General features: G+C 66.8%; 14 protein-coding genes. 4 read left to right on the top strand and 10 right to left on the bottom strand.

Annotated elements, in window-relative coordinates:
* Positions 1-28 precede the first annotated feature (28 nt).
* Genes A7X12_RS22095 through A7X12_RS22080 form a run of 4 tightly spaced genes read right to left on the bottom strand, consistent with a single transcriptional unit; the run spans position 29 to position 4,150 of the window.
* Positions 29-2,176: a transglycosylase domain-containing protein gene (locus tag A7X12_RS22095; protein WP_064313611.1), complete on the bottom strand. Its 2,148-nt coding sequence runs from the start codon at positions 2,174-2,176 to the stop codon at positions 29-31.
* A 44-nt stretch (positions 2,177-2,220) separates the two neighbouring features.
* On the bottom strand, positions 2,221-2,634 hold the full coding sequence (gene msrB / locus A7X12_RS22090; RefSeq protein ID WP_064313610.1) for a peptide-methionine (R)-S-oxide reductase MsrB: 414 nt from the start codon (positions 2,632-2,634) through the stop codon (positions 2,221-2,223).
* A gap of 50 nt (positions 2,635-2,684) precedes the next feature.
* On the bottom strand, positions 2,685-3,185 hold the full coding sequence (locus tag A7X12_RS22085) for a sterol desaturase family protein (protein ID WP_064313609.1): 501 nt from the start codon (positions 3,183-3,185) through the stop codon (positions 2,685-2,687).
* A gap of 59 nt (positions 3,186-3,244) precedes the next feature.
* Positions 3,245-4,150, bottom strand: a complete 906-nt coding sequence (locus A7X12_RS22080) for a LysR substrate-binding domain-containing protein (protein WP_064313608.1) — start codon at positions 4,148-4,150, stop codon at positions 3,245-3,247.
* A gap of 291 nt (positions 4,151-4,441) precedes the next feature.
* On the opposite strand from A7X12_RS22080, the gene A7X12_RS22075 reads away from it, so the two are divergent.
* On the top strand, positions 4,442-6,727 hold the full coding sequence (locus A7X12_RS22075; RefSeq protein WP_064313607.1) for a CDC48 family AAA ATPase: 2,286 nt from the start codon (positions 4,442-4,444) through the stop codon (positions 6,725-6,727).
* A gap of 68 nt (positions 6,728-6,795) precedes the next feature.
* The gene (locus A7X12_RS22070; protein ID WP_064313606.1) at positions 6,796-7,470 is read left to right on the top strand and encodes a phosphatase PAP2 family protein; all 675 of its coding nucleotides are present in this window, start codon (positions 6,796-6,798) and stop codon (positions 7,468-7,470) included.
* Positions 7,471-7,473: 3 nt separating this feature from the next.
* Here A7X12_RS22070 and A7X12_RS22065 read toward each other — a convergent pair whose 3' ends face one another.
* The gene (locus A7X12_RS22065; RefSeq protein ID WP_064313605.1) at positions 7,474-8,925 is read right to left on the bottom strand and encodes an ATP-binding protein; all 1,452 of its coding nucleotides are present in this window, start codon (positions 8,923-8,925) and stop codon (positions 7,474-7,476) included.
* 75 nt (positions 8,926-9,000) lie between these two features.
* Positions 9,001-9,513, bottom strand: coding sequence for a GAF domain-containing protein (locus A7X12_RS22060; protein ID WP_064313604.1), 513 nt, complete (start codon positions 9,511-9,513; stop codon positions 9,001-9,003).
* A 109-nt stretch (positions 9,514-9,622) separates the two neighbouring features.
* Between A7X12_RS22060 and recQ the strand changes: the two genes are divergently transcribed.
* Positions 9,623-11,392 (top strand): DNA helicase RecQ, encoded by a 1,770-nt coding sequence (gene recQ, locus A7X12_RS22055; protein ID WP_064313649.1) that lies wholly within the window; start codon positions 9,623-9,625, stop codon positions 11,390-11,392.
* Between the two features lie 64 nt (positions 11,393-11,456).
* The gene (locus A7X12_RS22050) at positions 11,457-11,882 is read left to right on the top strand and encodes a TIGR01244 family sulfur transferase (RefSeq protein WP_064313603.1); all 426 of its coding nucleotides are present in this window, start codon (positions 11,457-11,459) and stop codon (positions 11,880-11,882) included.
* Positions 11,883-12,060: 178 nt separating this feature from the next.
* Here the strand turns inward: A7X12_RS22050 and A7X12_RS22045 are convergent, their stop codons facing one another.
* The 4 genes from A7X12_RS22045 to A7X12_RS22030 all read right to left on the bottom strand — a co-directional run bounded on the left by A7X12_RS22045 (position 12,061) and on the right by A7X12_RS22030 (position 15,488).
* Positions 12,061-13,488 (bottom strand): ammonium transporter, encoded by a 1,428-nt coding sequence (locus A7X12_RS22045; protein WP_064313602.1) that lies wholly within the window; start codon positions 13,486-13,488, stop codon positions 12,061-12,063.
* A 14-nt stretch (positions 13,489-13,502) separates the two neighbouring features.
* Positions 13,503-13,841, bottom strand: coding sequence for a P-II family nitrogen regulator (locus tag A7X12_RS22040; RefSeq protein WP_010542740.1), 339 nt, complete (start codon positions 13,839-13,841; stop codon positions 13,503-13,505).
* A 145-nt stretch (positions 13,842-13,986) separates the two neighbouring features.
* Complete coding sequence (locus A7X12_RS22035; RefSeq protein WP_064313601.1) at positions 13,987-14,595, bottom strand: LON peptidase substrate-binding domain-containing protein; 609 nt, start codon at positions 14,593-14,595, stop codon at positions 13,987-13,989.
* Positions 14,592-15,488 (bottom strand): tetratricopeptide repeat protein, encoded by an 897-nt coding sequence (locus A7X12_RS22030; RefSeq protein WP_064313600.1) that lies wholly within the window; start codon positions 15,486-15,488, stop codon positions 14,592-14,594. Before A7X12_RS22030 ends, A7X12_RS22035 begins: the two co-directional genes overlap by 4 nt.
* Between the last annotated feature and the right edge of the window lie 172 nt (positions 15,489-15,660).

The following is a 15,660-nucleotide window of genomic DNA, read 5'->3' as shown; positions in this document are numbered from 1 at the left end:
GACGGGAGCGGAGGCTCCCAGGCGATCGTCAATATTCGTCGTTGGGTCGCTGGCGATCCTGCTGCGCCGGCTGTCGTTGCGGCGGGCGGCCGGGTTGCTGCTGCTGGCCCGGCGCGCGCCCCGTCATCCGATTGATCCAGTCGCGATCGAGCTTGTCGCCCTGTTGCTGGACCGGTGCCGGGCGGCCACCCGGCTGTGCGGGGGCGGCATCCATGTCTTCGCCGTCCTGCGGTTCCACCGGCACCTGCGGGGGCTGTGCGATGGGGTTGCCGTCGGGGTCGACCATCATCCCGTTGTCGGGGGCGCCATAGGCATCCTCGTCGGGCTCCAGCATGTTGTCCGGCGGGGTCAGCTGCGTTTCGAATTGCTCGATCGGGCGATTGGCGACCGCCTGGATCATGAAGTCGTGGAACGCGCGTGCGGGTGCACGACCGCCCTGCAGGCCCGGCACCACCTTGGCGTCATCGCGGCCCATCCACACGCCGGTGGTGAGACCGCTGGAGAAGCCGATGAACCAGCCGTCCTTGTTCGAGGTCGTGGTACCGGTCTTGCCCGCCACCGGCCGCCCGATCTGCGCGGCGCGACCGGTGCCGGTTGCCACCGCCGTCTGCATGAGATCGATCATCTGCGCCGCGACATAGTTGGCAACCAGCACGTGGCTGGTGTCCACCTCGTGCTGGTAGATCACGCGGTTGTTCGCGGTGACGCGGGTGATGCCATAGGGCGTCACCGCCACGCCGTTGTTGCCTACCGAGGCGAAGGCGCGGGTCATGTCGATCAGGCGGACGTTGGAGGTGCCGAGCACCATCGCCGGCTGGGTGTTGATCGGCGTGGTGATGCCGAACCGCTTCGCCATGTCCGCCACCGTCGTGAAGCCCACCTCCTGGCCGAGCTTCGCCGCGATCGTGTTGACCGAATAGGCGAAAGCGGTGCGGATCGTGATCGGTCCGCTGTTGCGGCGCGAATCGTTGCGCGGGCTCCAGCCGTCGATCGTCACCGGCTCGTCGACCACGATATCGTCGGGCTTATGTCCGGCTTCCAGCGCGGCGAGATACACGAACAGCTTGAACGACGAACCTGGCTGGCGCTGCGCCTGGGTCGCACGATTGTAGATCGACGACACATAGTCCTTGCCGCCCACCATCGCCCGCACTGCGCCGTCACGATCGATCGAAACCAGCGCACCTTGCGCGCCATCCGGGGCATTGGCGCGGATCGCCTGGTCGGCGCTGCGCTGCATGTTGAGGTCGAGCGTCGTCCACACGTCGAGCGGCGCCTCGGTCTCGTCGATCAGGGTTTCCAGCTGCGGCAACGCCCAGTCGGTGAAATAGCGGACGCTGTTCTGTTTCGGCTCGGGCGCTAGCTGCACGGCGTGCGGATCGGTCGCGTTGGCCTGCGCCTCGCTGATCTTGCCGGCTTCCGCCATCACCTTCAGCACCACCGTCGCACGATCGACCGCGGCTTCGGCATCGGCGGTGGGCGAGTAGTGCGACGGCGCCTTCACCAGCCCCGCGACGATCGCGGATTCGCCCAGCGTGAGATTGGTCGCCGAATGGCCGAAGAACTTGCGGCTCGCCGCGTCGATGCCATAGGCGCCGCCGCCGAAATAGACCTTGTTCAGGTAAAGCTCGAGAATCTCCTGCTTGGAGAATTTGCGCTCCAGCGCCAGCGCCAGGATCGCCTCGCGAATCTTGCGGCCGACGCTGTATTTGTTCGAGAGAAAGATCGTGCGCGCCACCTGCTGGGTGATGGTCGATCCGCCCTGCAGGCGGCGGCCCTCGTCATGCAGTCGCTTGGCGACCCACAGGATGCGGAGCACGCCGATGGGGTCGACACCCCAGTGCGATTCAAAGCGGCGATCCTCGGTCGCGATGATCGCGTCCTTCATCACCTGCGGGATCTGGTCGTACTTGATCCACTCGCCATAGCTCGGCCCGAGAGAGACCAGCACCGTGCCGTCCACCGCATGGACGCGGATCATCTGGCCGTTGGGCGACGACTTCATCTGGTCGAAGCTCGGCAGCGTCGACCGCGCCGAATAGACCGCGATCGCGAGCGAGACGAAGGCGATCAGCGCCAACGTCACGCCGCTTATCAGCGACCAGACGAAGAACTTCTTCCAGAAGGAGCCCCGGCGCCACCAGGGCGCAGCTGCGGTTTTCGATTTCACGGCCATGTACGGCGTGGTCGATTACAGGCTCGCGGGGCTTCCCACAAGGATCAGGCGGCCGATGCGCCCGCAGCGCGCGGTCGGAACTCGAGACTGACCGAATTCATGCAGTAGCGCAGACCCGTCGGCGGCGGCCCGTCGGGGAAAACATGGCCTAGATGTCCGTCGCACCGCGCACACCGCGCCTCGATCCGGCGCATGCCGTGGCTGGTATCGGCATGTTCGGAAACATGATCCGGAGCGACCGGCTGGGTGAAGCTCGGCCAGCCCGATCCGGAGTCATATTTGTCGACGCTGTCGAACAATTCGAGCTGGCAGGCGGCACAGCGATAGATGCCGTCGGCCTTGTTGTCATTGTAACGGCCCGAGAAGGCACGTTCGGTGCCCGCTTCGCGCAGCACGTGGAACTGCTCGGGGGTGAGGCGCTTCCGCCATTCGGATTCGGGGAGATTCAGCTGTTCCATAGGCCCGAAATGTGGGTTCGGGGCGGCCCTCCGTCAATCCGGAGAAAGGCTCAATCCGGGATGGTCACCCGCTGGACGATCGCGCCGCTCTTGCGCAGCTGGGCCTTCAGGTCCTCTGGTTTGGGCGCGTACAGGAAACCGAAGCTCACCGTGCCTTCGCGCGTGTTCACCGCGTGATGCAGGCGGTGCGCCTGAACGATCCGCTTCATATAGCTGGACCGCGGAATGTACCGGTGCCGGATCCGCTTGTGCACGATAAGGTCGTGGAAGCCGAAATAGATCGCACCATAGGCAGCGATGCCCGCGCCGATCCAGGTATAGCCTGGCCACCAGCCGAGCTGGACGCCGCCCAGGAGGAGCACGAAGGACGGCACCGCGAAGATCGCGGCATACAGATCGTTCAGCTCCCAATTGCCGGTGCGCGGGCGATGGTGGCTTTCGTGCAGGAACCAGCCGGGCCCATGCATGATCCAGCGATGTGCCGCATAGGCGAACAACTCCATGCCCAGCACGGTAGCGAAGAAGATCAGGACGGCGTTGAGCGTCGACATGGGCCCCATGTAGGCGATCCTGCCGCGGCATTCCATTGACTTTGCCCAAAGAGGCAGGGTCAGCCTTGCGGCATATCCAGAAGATCCGCCCCCATCGCCGAGATCAGCCAGTCGTGGAAAATCTGTACCGGCCGAAGCGTGAGCGCGCGGGGACGACAGACGAACCAGTAGCTGTAATGGCTTTCCACCGTCAGGTCGAACAGCTGCACCAGCCGCTCGTCACGAGCGGACTGGTAGTGCGATTCGAGCATGAAGGCGACCCCAAGCCCCTGGGCCGCCGCTTCGAGCATCAGATTGCCCGAATCGAACAGGTCGATCGCCGCCGGTTCCAGATCGGGATAACCGGCTGCCATCCGCCAGGCGGTAAAGGTCTCGGGCATTTCGCGGTGGACCAGCGCGGTAAGGCGCGAAAGGTCGGTGGGATCGCGCACCGGATTGGGCCCCTCCACCAGTGTCCGCGCGCCGATGACGTGCACGCGGTTGCGGTCCAGCCGCCGCGAATAATAGCCGGGGTCGATGTCGCGGGCGATGACGATCGCCGCGTCGAGGCCGTCGCCCAGTCGGGCCATGCCGTGGCTGCCCGTATCGACGTCGAGATGCAGTTCGGGGTGGCGCTGCTTCAGTTCCGGCAAGCGCGGCAACAGTTGCTGCGTCGCATAGAGCGGTAGCACGCCCAGGCGCAGCCGCAGCAGTTCGCTGCCGCTGGTCATGGTCTCGATAGCGTCGGTCATCGTGTCTAGCGCCGGCGCGATCAGGCTGAGCAGCCGATCGCCATCGTCGTTAAGCCGCAGCGACTGGTGCCGCCGCTCGAAAAGCGGCTTGCCGATAAAGCGCTCGAGCGCCTGCACGCGCCGGCTGAGCGCGGGCGAGGACAGCGCCAGTTCCTCGGCGGCGGCCTTGATCGAGCCCAGGCGGGCGACCTGGACAAAGGCTTCTATCGCGGTGAGCGGCGGAAGGCGTCGCATCGATCCGACTCTCTTCTTTGGTGCGGTGCAGCAAGAGGTTCCCAAGGGCAATCAACCCTCAAACAACCCATTCCCGGTGGCGAGGAATATCGCTCCGGACAATCGCGATTGCAACCCATGCATCTACGCGGTGTAATTTTCGCACTTGCACAAAACCGTACCGCGCTGCACATAGAGCAGGCCTTTCAGGCATCCTCTCCTAAAACTTTCCAAGGCCGCCCTTTTTGAGGCGGCCCTTTTTTTTGCCTTCGCCGTTCCTAGCTTTCGTGCCTAGCCACGAAGGAACCCAGAATGGCCGATGACGAATCCCGCACCCGCAGGCTCCAGGTCGCCAATGCGCGCCCGGAAGACAGCGGCCGCGGACTGGCCCATATCCCGCGCAGCCTGATGGCCGCGCTCGGCATCACCGAGGGTGATGTGATCGAGATCGTCGGCAAGCGCAGCACCCCTGCGCGCGCCGTTCTCCCCTATTCCGAAGACGAAGGCCTGGAGCTGCTCCGTATCGATGGCCTGCAGCGTGCCAATGCCGGTGTCGGCTCGGGCGACTTCGTCGAGGTGCGCCGTGCCGATTCGAAGCCCGCGACTCGAGTCGTGTTTGGTCCCGCCCAAGCCAATCTGCGCCTGCGCGGCACCGGCGAGGCGCTGAAGCGTACCTTCTTCACGCGTCCCCTCACGTCCGGCGACACGATCGCGACCGTCGGTCACCAGCGCGCGGATGTACCGCCCAATGTTCAGCAGTTTGTCCGCGCCCCGGCCTATGCGCTGCAGGAGATCCGGCTGACGGTGCTCTCCACCGTCCCGCGCGGCGTGGTGCATATCGACGAAAATACCGAGGTCGAACTGCGCGCCGAGTATGAGGAGGCCAAGGAAAGCCGCCGCGCCGATGTGACCTATGACGATATCGGCGGCATGGCCGGCACGATCGACCAGCTGCGCGAGATGGTCGAATTGCCGCTGCGCTACCCTGAGCTGTTCCAGCGCCTGGGCGTTGATCCGCCCAAGGGCGTGATTCTGCACGGGCCCCCCGGCACCGGCAAGACGCGACTCGCCCGCGCGGTCGCCAACGAAAGCGACGCCAGCTTCCACCTGATCAACGGGCCGGAGATCATGGGCTCGGCCTATGGCGAATCCGAGCAGCGGCTGCGGCAGGTGTTCGAGGAAGCGGCGAAGAACGCGCCGTCTATCGTGTTCATCGACGAGATCGACTCGATCGCCCCGAAGCGCGGCCAAGTGACCGGCGAGGCCGAAAAGCGTCTCGTCGCCCAGCTGCTGACGTTGATGGACGGGCTGGAGGCGCGCGCCAACATCGTCGTGATCGCCGCGACAAATCGCCCCGAGGCGATCGACGAGGCGCTGCGCCGTCCGGGCCGGTTCGATCGCGAGATCGTCGTCGGCGTGCCGGACGATCGCGGGCGCCGCGAGATCCTGGGCATTCACACGCGCGGCATGCCGCTGAGCGAGGACGTCGATCTCGCCGAGCTTGCGCGCACCACCTATGGCTTTGTCGGCGCAGACCTTGCGGCGCTGACCCGCGAGGCCGCGATCGAGGCGGTGCGGCGGATCATGCCGCGCCTCAACCTCGAGGAAGGCACGATTCCCGCGGACGTGCTCGACACGCTGTCGGTCACCCGCGACGATTTCCTGGAGGCGCTCAAACGCGTCCAGCCCTCGGCGATGCGCGAAGTGATGGTGCAGGCGCCGACGGTTCGCTGGGAAGATGTCGGTGGGCTCGACGATGCGCAGATGCGGTTGAAGGAAGGCGTCGAGCTGCCGCTCAAGGATCCGGATGCGTTCCGGCGCCTCGGCATCCGGCCCGCCAAGGGCTTCCTGCTCTATGGGCCCCCGGGCACCGGCAAGACGCTGCTCGCCAAGGCCGTGGCGCGCGAGGCGGAGGCGAACTTCATCGCCACCAAGTCGAGCGACCTGCTCTCCAAATGGTATGGCGAGAGCGAACAGCAGATCGCCCGGCTGTTCGCCCGTGCCCGCCAGGTCGCGCCCTGCGTGATCTTCATCGACGAGCTCGACTCGCTGGTCCCCGCCCGCGGCGGTGCGATGGGTGAGCCGCAGGTGACCGAGCGTGTGGTCAACACCATCCTTGCGGAGATGGACGGGCTGGAGGAGCTCCAGTCGGTGGTGGTGATCGGCGCGACCAACCGGCCGAACCTGATCGACCCTGCCCTGCTTCGCCCGGGCCGGTTCGACGAGCTGGTCTATGTCGGCGTGCCCGACAAGGCCGGGCGCGAGCGCATCCTGCGCATCCAGACCGACAAGATGCCGCTCGCGGCCGATGTCGACCTGGGTTCGATCGCCGAGCAGACCCAGCGCTATACCGGCGCCGATCTGGAAGACGTTGTTCGCCGCGCCGGCCTGGTCGCGCTCCGCCAGTCGCTGGAGACGCGCGAAGTGACGATGGCGCATTTCGAGGAAGCGCTGACGGACTCGCGTGCGACCGTCACGCCGGAGATGGAGAGCGACTATGCGGCGATGCAGGGCAAGCTGAAGCAGCAGGCCTCGGCCATCCAGCCGATCGGCTTCATCGCGCCCGGCATGCTGGAAGGCCGCGGGCCGAAGGGCTAAGCTGCCGCACCCAAGGCCGCCGACGACCATGGCGTGGTCGGCGGCCTTTTCTTTTTCCCGCGAGCAGCATGACCGATTCCAACCCGCTTCAGCAATCCAACCGGCAATGGCTCTGGCCGGCGCTCGCCCTGCTGGGCCTGTCGCTGGCGGGGCTCGCCGCCTTCCTCTGCCTGCGCTTCGCCAGCGGCTTTGCCTTCGATCCTGCCCTGCTGCTGGCATTTCGTACGCCGAACGACCTTGCGACGCCGATCGGCCCCGCCTGGCTGCTCCAGTCGGCAATCGATATCAGTGCGCTCGGCGGCTATACCGTGTTGTGGCTCGCAGGTGCCGGCACGCTGATCTTCCTGTTCGCGTTCGGCAAGCGGTCCGAAGCGCTGCTGCTCGGCGGATCGCTGGTCGGCGCGTCGACGATCAACGCGCTGCTCAAGATCTTCCTGCACCGTCCGCGGCCCGATGTGGTCCCCCACCTCGCCCATGTGTCCAGTGCCAGCTTCCCGAGCGGCCATGCCATGATCTCGGCCGCCGTCTATCTTACCCTCGGCATGATGGTCGCGCAGACGCAGACCAGCCGCTGGGCGCGTGCCTATCTGCTCGGCTTTTCGGTGCTGCTGGTGCTGCTGATCGGCTGCAGCCGGGTGTTCCTGGGCGTGCACTGGCCGTCGGACGTGCTGGCCGGCTGGTGCTTCGGCGCGATCTGGGCGCTGTGCATGTTCGCGCTCAACGCCCGGCTGCACCGCCGCTAGCAATCAACCGTCCGAGGCCTGCGTCGTCCAGCCGAGCCGGGGAATCGTGATCGAACGCTTGCCCGACAGGTCGACGCGGGTGACGAACAGCCCCTTGCTCTCGATATACTGCATCAGCCGCCGCGCGCGGCCGAGCGAGCTGGTGCCGTAGCTGGTCGCGATATCGGTGTCGCTCGGGCAGGGCTGGCCCTCGCGCGCCGCCTTGGCAACGAGCAGAAACGGGGCGAGCATGTCGTCGGGCAGTGCCCGCGCCGCTTCCAGCGCCTGTGCCCACTCGTCGTCGGGGTCGCCATGGATGCCCGCCCGCGCCGCCGAAAGGCGACGGACGAAGCCCGAAAGGTCGAGCGGCGGACGGGTCAGTCCCACCATCCGGCAGCGCACCTGGAAATCCTGGTACAGCACGGCGGGCGAACGGAGCGTCGACTGCTCGTCCTCGACGATCGCGCGCAGCACGTCGGCGACGAGGCCGGCGACTTCCTCGGGATCGTGATCGGGCTCGATTTCCATCGGCGCCGGGGCGGAGCGGGCAAGCTGCTCGAGCACGGTTTCCGGCTGGGCATAGGCATGCGCGGGCGGCGGGGCCGGCGGCACCCATTCGGGCTCGGCGGGGGCAAGCAACAGATCCTTGATCTCGCCCGTCGGTGCCTGGGGCAGCGGGGTCAGCTTGGGGCTCGAGCTGCGCGCGCTGGTTTCCACCGCACCGATGCGGATCGCCACCGGACGGCGCGTGATCGCCGGGCCCAGCCCCAGAAAATGCCCGCGCTGGAGATCGCGGATCGCTTCGGCCTGGCGGCGTTCCATGCCGAGCAGGTCGGCGGCGCGCTGCATGTCGATGTCGAGAAAGGTGCGGCCCATCAGGAAGTTCGAGGCTTCCGCCGCGACGTTCTTCGCGAGCTTGGCCAGGCGCTGCGTCGCGATCACGCCCGCCAGCCCACGCTTGCGGCCGCGGCACATCAGGTTGGTCATCGCCGAGAGCGAGGCGCGGCGCACTTCCTCCGCCACTTCGCCGCCGCCGGCAGGGGCGAACAGCTGGGCCTCGTCGACCACGACGAGGGCCGGATACCAATGGTCGCGCGGCGCATCGAACAGGCCGTTGAGGAAGGTGGCGGCGCAGCGCATCTGGCCTTCCGCCTCCAGCCCCTCGAGGCTCAGTACTACCGAAGCGCGATGTTCGCGGATGCGCGCTGCGAAGCGGGCGACGTCGCGCTCGCTATGGTCGACTGCCTCGATCGCGAGATGGCCGTAGCGATCGGAGAGGGTGACGAAATCGCCCTCCGGGTCGATCACCACTTGCTGGACGTGACCCGCGGATTGTTCGAGCAGGCGGCGGAGCAGGTGCGACTTGCCCGAGCCCGAATTGCCCTGGACGAGCAATCGGGTCGCAAGCAACTCCTCCAGATCGACCGGCACGGGTCCGCCCGTGCCGTCGACGCCCATGTCCACGCTGACGGTCATCGCCGCCGCTTTGCCGGATCAAGGGGGGCAGCGGCAAGGGCCGCGCTGCCGAAAACTGTGGGTGTTTGTTTCGCTTCAGGCCGCGTGGGCGGCATTGCGGCGCTGGCGGCGGCGTTCGAGCGCTTCCATCGTCTTCTCGGCGAGCAGCGTCAGCCGGGCAGTATCCTGCTCGGTCAGCTGCGGGCGGGCGGTGCTGTCGATCACGCACAAGGTACCGATCCGCTTGCCGCTGGCGGTGCGCAAGGGTGCGCCGGCATAGAAGCGGATGTTCGGGTCGCCGGTGACGAGCGGGTTTTCGGCAAAGCGCGGGTCGGCCTTGGCATCGTTGACCACGAACACGTCGGGCCCGCGGATCGCATGGGTGCAGAAGGATATCGAGCGCGGCGTCTCCTGCGGCTCCAGCCCGACGCGCGCCTTGAACCATTGCCGGTTCTCGTCGATCAGCGAAATCAGCGCTATCGGCACGCCCAGCGCAGCGGCGGCCTCGCGGACGATCGCGTCGAACTCGGCTTCGTTAGGGGTGTCCAGTACGCCATAGCCCTTGAGCTCGGAGAGGCGGGCGGGTTCATCCGAGGGATCCAGTGGCATCGTTCGTCTTCCTGCGTTTGCGCCCCCCGGCACATTCGGGCTAATACGGTAGGACAAGTTAACATTTGCTCGACAGCACAAGCAGGTGCCGAGCAGTCTGATGGCAGCCATGCACCCCGATCCCATTGAACATCTCCGCCGGGTTTTCGGCTATGACGCCTTTCGCGGCGTGCAGGGCTCGGTGGTCGACCGGGTCATGGCGGGGCAGCGTACGCTTGCGGTGATGCCCACCGGCGCGGGCAAGTCGCTCACCTACCAGCTGCCCTCGGTGATGCTGGAGGGCACCTGCGTCGTCGTCAGCCCGCTGATCGCGCTGATGCACGACCAGCTGCGTGCGGCCGAGGCCGTTGGCATCCGCGCGGCCACGCTGACTTCCGTCGACGACAATCGTGCCGAGACGATCGAGCGCTTCCGCGCCGGACAGCTCGACCTGCTGTACATCGCGCCGGAGCGGGCTTCGGGCGAGGGCTTCCGCAACCTGCTGACCCAGGCGCCGCTCAGCCTGTTCGCGATCGACGAGGCGCATTGCGTGTCCGAATGGGGGCATGATTTCCGCCCCGACTACCGGCTGCTGCGCCCGCTGCTCGATCGCTTCCCGGACGTGCCGCGTCTCGCGCTGACCGCCACGGCCGACGCGCATACCCGTGCGGACATCCTCGAGCAGCTGGGTATTCCGGAAGACGGGCTGATCGTCGCCGGCTTCGACCGGCCGAACATCCGCTACCATATCGCCCCGCGCGAAAACACGACGCGGCAGATCATCGACATCGTCGCCGAAAATCCGGGCCCCGGCATCGTCTATGCCCAGACGCGCAAGGGCGTGGAGCAGCTCGCCGAGAAGCTGGCGGCCGAAACCGGGCGGCCGGTGCTGCCCTATCATGCCGGGCTCGATCCCGACGTGCGCCGGCGTAATCAGGCGCAGTTCGTCGCGAGCGAGGACATGGTCGTCGTGGCCACGGTCGCGTTCGGCATGGGGATCGACAAGCCCGACGTGCGCTTCGTCGCGCATGCCGGGCTGCCCAAGTCGATCGAGGCCTATTATCAGGAAACCGGCCGCGCCGGTCGTGACGGGGACCCGTCTGTCGCGCATCTCTTCTGGGGCGCCGACGATTTCGCCCGCGCCCGCCAGCGGATCGGCGAGGTCGAGCCCGCCCGCCAGCCCGGCGAGCGCACCCGGCTGACCGCGCTCGGCGCGCTGGTCGAGACGGCGGGGTGCCGCCGCCGCATCCTGCTCAGGCATTTCGGCGAGGATGCACCCGAGACCTGCGGCAATTGCGACAATTGCCTCAATCCCCCGGCGGCGATCGACGTCAGCGTGACCGCCCAGAAATTCCTCTCGGCGGTGTTTCGTACCGGCATGCTCTACGGCATTGGCTATATCGAGGGCATCCTCACCGGCGTCTCGACCGAACGCAGCCTGATGAACGGGCACGAGAAGCTCTCGGTGTTCGGGATCGTCGACGGCGACGAAGTGGCGATGCTGAAACCCGTGTCGCGCGCGCTGCTGCTCCGCGATGCGCTGCGCACCAACGAGCATGGCGGGCTGGAGTTCGGCCCCGAGGCGCGCGCGATCCTCAAGGGCGAGGCGAAGCTGGAGCTGGTCCTGCCGCCCAAACGCGAGCGGCGTCGCCGCGGGGCCAAGGGCACGGTCCCGAATCCCGTCGGCAACCCGCTGTTCGAAGCGCTGCGCGCCAAGCGTCGCGAGATCGCGCAGGAGACCGGGTTGCCGCCCTATGTGATCTTCCATGACTCGGTGCTGCGCGACATGGCGATGGTGCGCCCGTCGTCGCTGGCGGAGATGGGGCAGCTTTCGGGCGTGGGTGCGCGCAAGCTCGATGCCTATGGACAGGACTTCCTGGACGTCCTCCGCCAGTTCTGATCGGCTTCCTAGGGACAGCGCCCCGCGCTACAGCCTCGCGCTGGAATCAGAAGGAGGACCTGCCATGCCCAACAAGATCGACGACCGCATCTCGGTGGCCCCGCAGATCCGGCCGGAGGACGTACCGGCACTCGCGGCAGCGGGGTTCGTGCACATCATCAACAATCGCCCCGAAGGCGAGGAATTCGGCCAGCCGACCGGTGGTGAGATCGCCGAAGCGGCCGAAGCGGCGGGGCTGGGCTATACCGAGATCCCGGTGACTCCCGGCGGCTTCTCGATGGCGCAGGTCGAGGCGATGGCCGAGGCGCTGGGCTCGGTGGACGGGCCGGTGCTGGCCTATTGCCGCTCGGGCACGCGGTCGTGCAATCTCTGGGCGCTGGCCAGCGCCTACAAGGGCGGCGAGCCCGACGCGCTGGTCGCGAAGGGCGCGGGTGCGGGCTACGACCTTTCCAGCATTCGCCCCGCGCTCGAGCAGCTGTCGGGGAAGTAAGCCTTCCACCCTAACGCTTCCCTCCCGCAAGCGGGAGGCGAACGTCTTCTGGTCGCGGTGCGCCGGCTTCTCCCGAACACAAAAAATGGGCTGGTGGTTGCCCACCAGCCCAGGCGTCCGCAGGAGGAACCTCGGTGGGGCACCGCGCCAGGAGAGACCTGCGCGGCGCCCGATGTCGTCAATAGTTGTAGGCGCGCTCGCCGTGCTCGTTGATGTCGAGCCCTTCGACTTCCACTTCCTTGGAAGGACGGATGCCGATGGTGAGCTTCAGGCCGTAGAAGAGAACCGCCGAGACCAGGCCCGACCAGAACAGGGTGATGCCCACGGCTTCGGCCTGGATGATCAGCTGGGCGGCCGTGTCGTAGCTGGGTGCTGCGACCGCCGGGAACTTGGTGTAGTCGATGATGCCCTGGCCGCCGAGCGCCGGGTTGGCGACGATCGCGGTGCCGAGCGCACCGACGATGCCGCCGACGCAGTGGACGCCGAACACGTCGAGCGAGTCGTCATACTTGAGCTTGTTCTTCACCGTGGTGACGAAGAAGAAGCAGATCGGCGACACGACCAGGCCCAGCACGATCGAGGTCATCGGCGCGGCATAGCCCGAGGCCGGGGTGATCGCGACGAGGCCGGCGACCGCACCGGTCACGCCACCCAGCAGCGAGGGCTTCTTGTGCACGACCTGCTCGATCACCGCCCAGCTGACCGCCGCAGCAGCGGTGGCGACGAAGGTGTTGATGAAGGCGACCGCGGTGACGCCGTTCGATTCGAGGTTGGAACCGGCGTTGAAGCCGAACCAGCCCACCCACAGCAGCGAGGCGCCGATCATGGTCATGGTCAGCGAGTGCGGCGGCATCGGTTCGCTCTTGAAGCCCACACGCTTGCCGATCACGAGGCAGCCGACCAGGCCGGCAATGCCCGCATTGATGTGGACGACGGTGCCGCCGGCGAAATCGAGCGCGCCCTTGCCCCACAGGAAGCCGTAATCGGTCGGAGCGTCGACGAGGAAGTCCGGGCCCGCCCAGTACCAGACCATGTGCGCGATCGGGAAATAGGCCAGCGTCATCCACAGCACGGTGAAGATGATGAGGGGGGTGAACTTCACCCGCTCGGCAAAGGCACCGACGATCAGCGCCGGCGTGATGCAGGCGAAGGTCATCTGGAAGCAGACGAACGCGAATTCGGGGATGTAGACGTTGTTCGAGAAGGTCGCGCCATAGGTGCTTGCGCTCACCCCTACCAGGAACGCCTTGGACAGGCCGCCAAAGAAGTGGTTGTCGCCACCGCTGGTGAACGCGATCGAATAGCCCCAGCTGACCCACACCAGGGCGGCGACCGAGACGATCATGAACACCTGCATCAGCACCGACAGCATGTTCTTGGTGCGCACCAGGCCGCCATAGAACAGCGCCAGCGCCGGCACCGACATCATCAGCACCAGCGCCGAGGAGATCAGCATCCAGGCGGTGTCGCCCTTGTTCACCATCGTCGCCTGCTGGGCGACGGTGGGCGCCTTGATCAGTGCCGGGGTCTGTGCCCAGGCGGGCATTGCCGCGACGAGCGCGGCCACGCCGAGCCCAAGCCCGGCGGTCTTCCATCCTTGCTTCATTGCTACCCCCTTGCTCACAGCGCCGTCTCGTCGGTCTCGCCGGTGCGGATGCGCACGGCCTGGCCCATGTCGAGGACGAAGATCTTGCCGTCACCGATCGCGCCGGTGCTCGCCGCTGCCTGGATCGCCTCCACGGCACGGTCGGCAAGATCGCTGCCCACGGCGACCTCGATCTTGATCTTCGGCACCATGTTCGTGCTGTACTCGGCGCCGCGATAGATCTCGGTCTGGCCCTTCTGGCGGCCGAACCCCTTCACTTCGGTAACGGTCATGCCCGTCACCCCGACGGTGGTGAGCGCCTCGCGCACCTCGTCGAGCTTGAAGGGTTTGATGATGGCGATGATGAGCTTCATGTCGCCCCCTCTGGCGGTTGTCCCGGGGAGCCACTTCGCAAGAGGCATGCCAAATGGAACGCACAGGGAAGATGTGCGTTTGGCGACGCCGAATATTACGAACTGGTGAATTTTGCGACGCGTGGCTGCCCGAAAAACGGGCAGATCATTGCAGCGTCGCGCTGTCCTCGCCGTGGCGGCCGAAGAACTGCATCAGCTGGACGATCAGCTCGGCACGGTCTTCCAGCCGGGGGGCCTCCAGCAGCGCCTGCTTCGATGCGGCGTCGAACGGCGCGATCTGGGCGATACCGTTGACCAGCGATTCATCGTCGAGCCGGGTCACCGCCTCCCAGTCCACCATATAGCCCAGGCCATCGGCGAAGCGGCGCGATTCCATTTCGATCGAGGCGCGGCCGGCCAGCGACAGTGATTCGGATTCGCCCGCTATCTCCAGTGCCGCCTCGACCTGGCGGAAGGGCGTGCCCACCTCCAGTTCGCGGACAATGGTGAAGCGGGTCAGCCCTTCGAGCACGATGTTGTAGCGCCCGTCGTCGAGCGCCTCGACATCGGCGATCCGGCCGACGCAGCCGATATCGAACAGCGTCGGCGGGTCCTTGTCGTCGCGCGGCTGGACCATGCCGATGCGACGATCGCGCGCGAGCGCCTCTGAGACCATCGCGCGGTAGCGCGGCTCGAAGATGTGGAGCGGCAGGTGCATGCGCGGGAACAGCAGCGCACCTGCCAGCGGAAACACCGAGAGCCGCGTCGTCTTCATCCGAACAGGATCTGCGAAAGCTTGCGGCGCTGCGCCGCGACCCACGGGTCCTCCAGCCCGACGACCTCGAACAGCTTGAGCAGCCGCTGGCGTGCGGCGCCCTCGTTCCAGGCGCGGTCGTCGCGGACCATGGCGAGCAGCGTTTCGGCCGCGCCCTCGCGATCGCCCGCCGCCATCTGGCCGCCGGCGAGCTCGTAGCGCGCATCCATGTCCTCGGGGTTCGCAGCCGCGCGCGCGGCGAGACCGGCGAGGTCGCCGACCGGCTGGGCTTCGCGGGCGAGGCTGAGCGCAGCGCGGGCGCGCTCGACCTCGGGGGCCTTGGCGCCGTCGTCCGGGATCGCGTCCAGCGCGGCCTGCGCGTCGTCATGGCGGCCGAGTGCGGTAAGCGCGCGGATGCGGCCGGCGGCAACCACCGCATGGTCCGGTGCCATTTCGGCGATCTGGTCGAAGATCGCGAGCGCGCGCTCGGCATCGCCGTCGGCCAGCACCTGCTCGCCCATCGCGATCAGCGGCTCAAGCTCGGCCTCTGCCTCGGCTTCTTCGCCGCTGATCGGCAGCTGACGGAGAATCTGGTCGAGCATCGTGCGCAGCTGCGATTCGGTGCGCGCGCTGGTCAGGTCGGCGACCAGCTGGCCCTGGAACATCGCATAGACGGTCGGGATCGAGCGGACCTGGAATTGGCTGGCGATGAAGTTGTTCTTGTCGACGTCGATCTTGGCCAGCATCACGCCCTTGGGGGCATAGTCGTCGGTGACCTTTTCGATCACCGGGCCCAGCGCCTTGCACGGCCCGCACCATTCTGCCCAGAAATCGATGACGACGAGCTTCGACATCGACGGCTCGACGACGTCCTTGCGGAAGGCGTCGACTGCCTGTTTGTCGGCGGGGCTCAAACCAAGCGTGGCCAAAATGCGCTCCTTAGCGAAACGGGTGCCGTCGCGTCGGACGGACGCACGGGCGGATTGGCCCCTATTTGGGCGTTCGGGGGCAAACCGCCAAGCCTTTTCCAAAAAGTGCAAATTGGGGGTTGCGCATGATGAAACCCGCTGTTAGTTGGCCCGCCTC

It is taken from the genome of Sphingomonas sp. TDK1, from assembly GCF_001650735.1.
Taxonomy (GTDB): domain Bacteria; phylum Pseudomonadota; class Alphaproteobacteria; order Sphingomonadales; family Sphingomonadaceae; genus Sphingomonas.
Note: the sequence above shows the minus strand (reverse complement) of the source record. Positions and strands in the feature narration are given on the sequence as shown.

Coding starts and splice junctions, on each gene's coding strand:
- A7X12_RS22095 (WP_064313611.1), bottom strand. CDS start 2,176: ATGGCCGTGAAATCGAAAACCGCAGCTGCGCCCTGGTGGCGCCGGGGC.
- msrB (WP_064313610.1), bottom strand. CDS start 2,634: ATGGAACAGCTGAATCTCCCCGAATCCGAATGGCGGAAGCGCCTCACC.
- A7X12_RS22085 (WP_064313609.1), bottom strand. CDS start 3,185: ATGTCGACGCTCAACGCCGTCCTGATCTTCTTCGCTACCGTGCTGGGC.
- A7X12_RS22080 (WP_064313608.1), bottom strand. CDS start 4,150: ATGCGACGCCTTCCGCCGCTCACCGCGATAGAAGCCTTTGTCCAGGTC.
- A7X12_RS22075 (WP_064313607.1), top strand. CDS start 4,442: ATGGCCGATGACGAATCCCGCACCCGCAGGCTCCAGGTCGCCAATGCG.
- A7X12_RS22070 (WP_064313606.1), top strand. CDS start 6,796: ATGACCGATTCCAACCCGCTTCAGCAATCCAACCGGCAATGGCTCTGG.
- A7X12_RS22065 (WP_064313605.1), bottom strand. CDS start 8,925: ATGACCGTCAGCGTGGACATGGGCGTCGACGGCACGGGCGGACCCGTG.
- A7X12_RS22060 (WP_064313604.1), bottom strand. CDS start 9,513: ATGCCACTGGATCCCTCGGATGAACCCGCCCGCCTCTCCGAGCTCAAG.
- recQ (WP_064313649.1), top strand. CDS start 9,623: ATGCACCCCGATCCCATTGAACATCTCCGCCGGGTTTTCGGCTATGAC.
- A7X12_RS22050 (WP_064313603.1), top strand. CDS start 11,457: ATGCCCAACAAGATCGACGACCGCATCTCGGTGGCCCCGCAGATCCGG.
- A7X12_RS22045 (WP_064313602.1), bottom strand. CDS start 13,488: ATGAAGCAAGGATGGAAGACCGCCGGGCTTGGGCTCGGCGTGGCCGCG.
- A7X12_RS22040 (WP_010542740.1), bottom strand. CDS start 13,841: ATGAAGCTCATCATCGCCATCATCAAACCCTTCAAGCTCGACGAGGTG.
- A7X12_RS22035 (WP_064313601.1), bottom strand. CDS start 14,595: ATGAAGACGACGCGGCTCTCGGTGTTTCCGCTGGCAGGTGCGCTGCTG.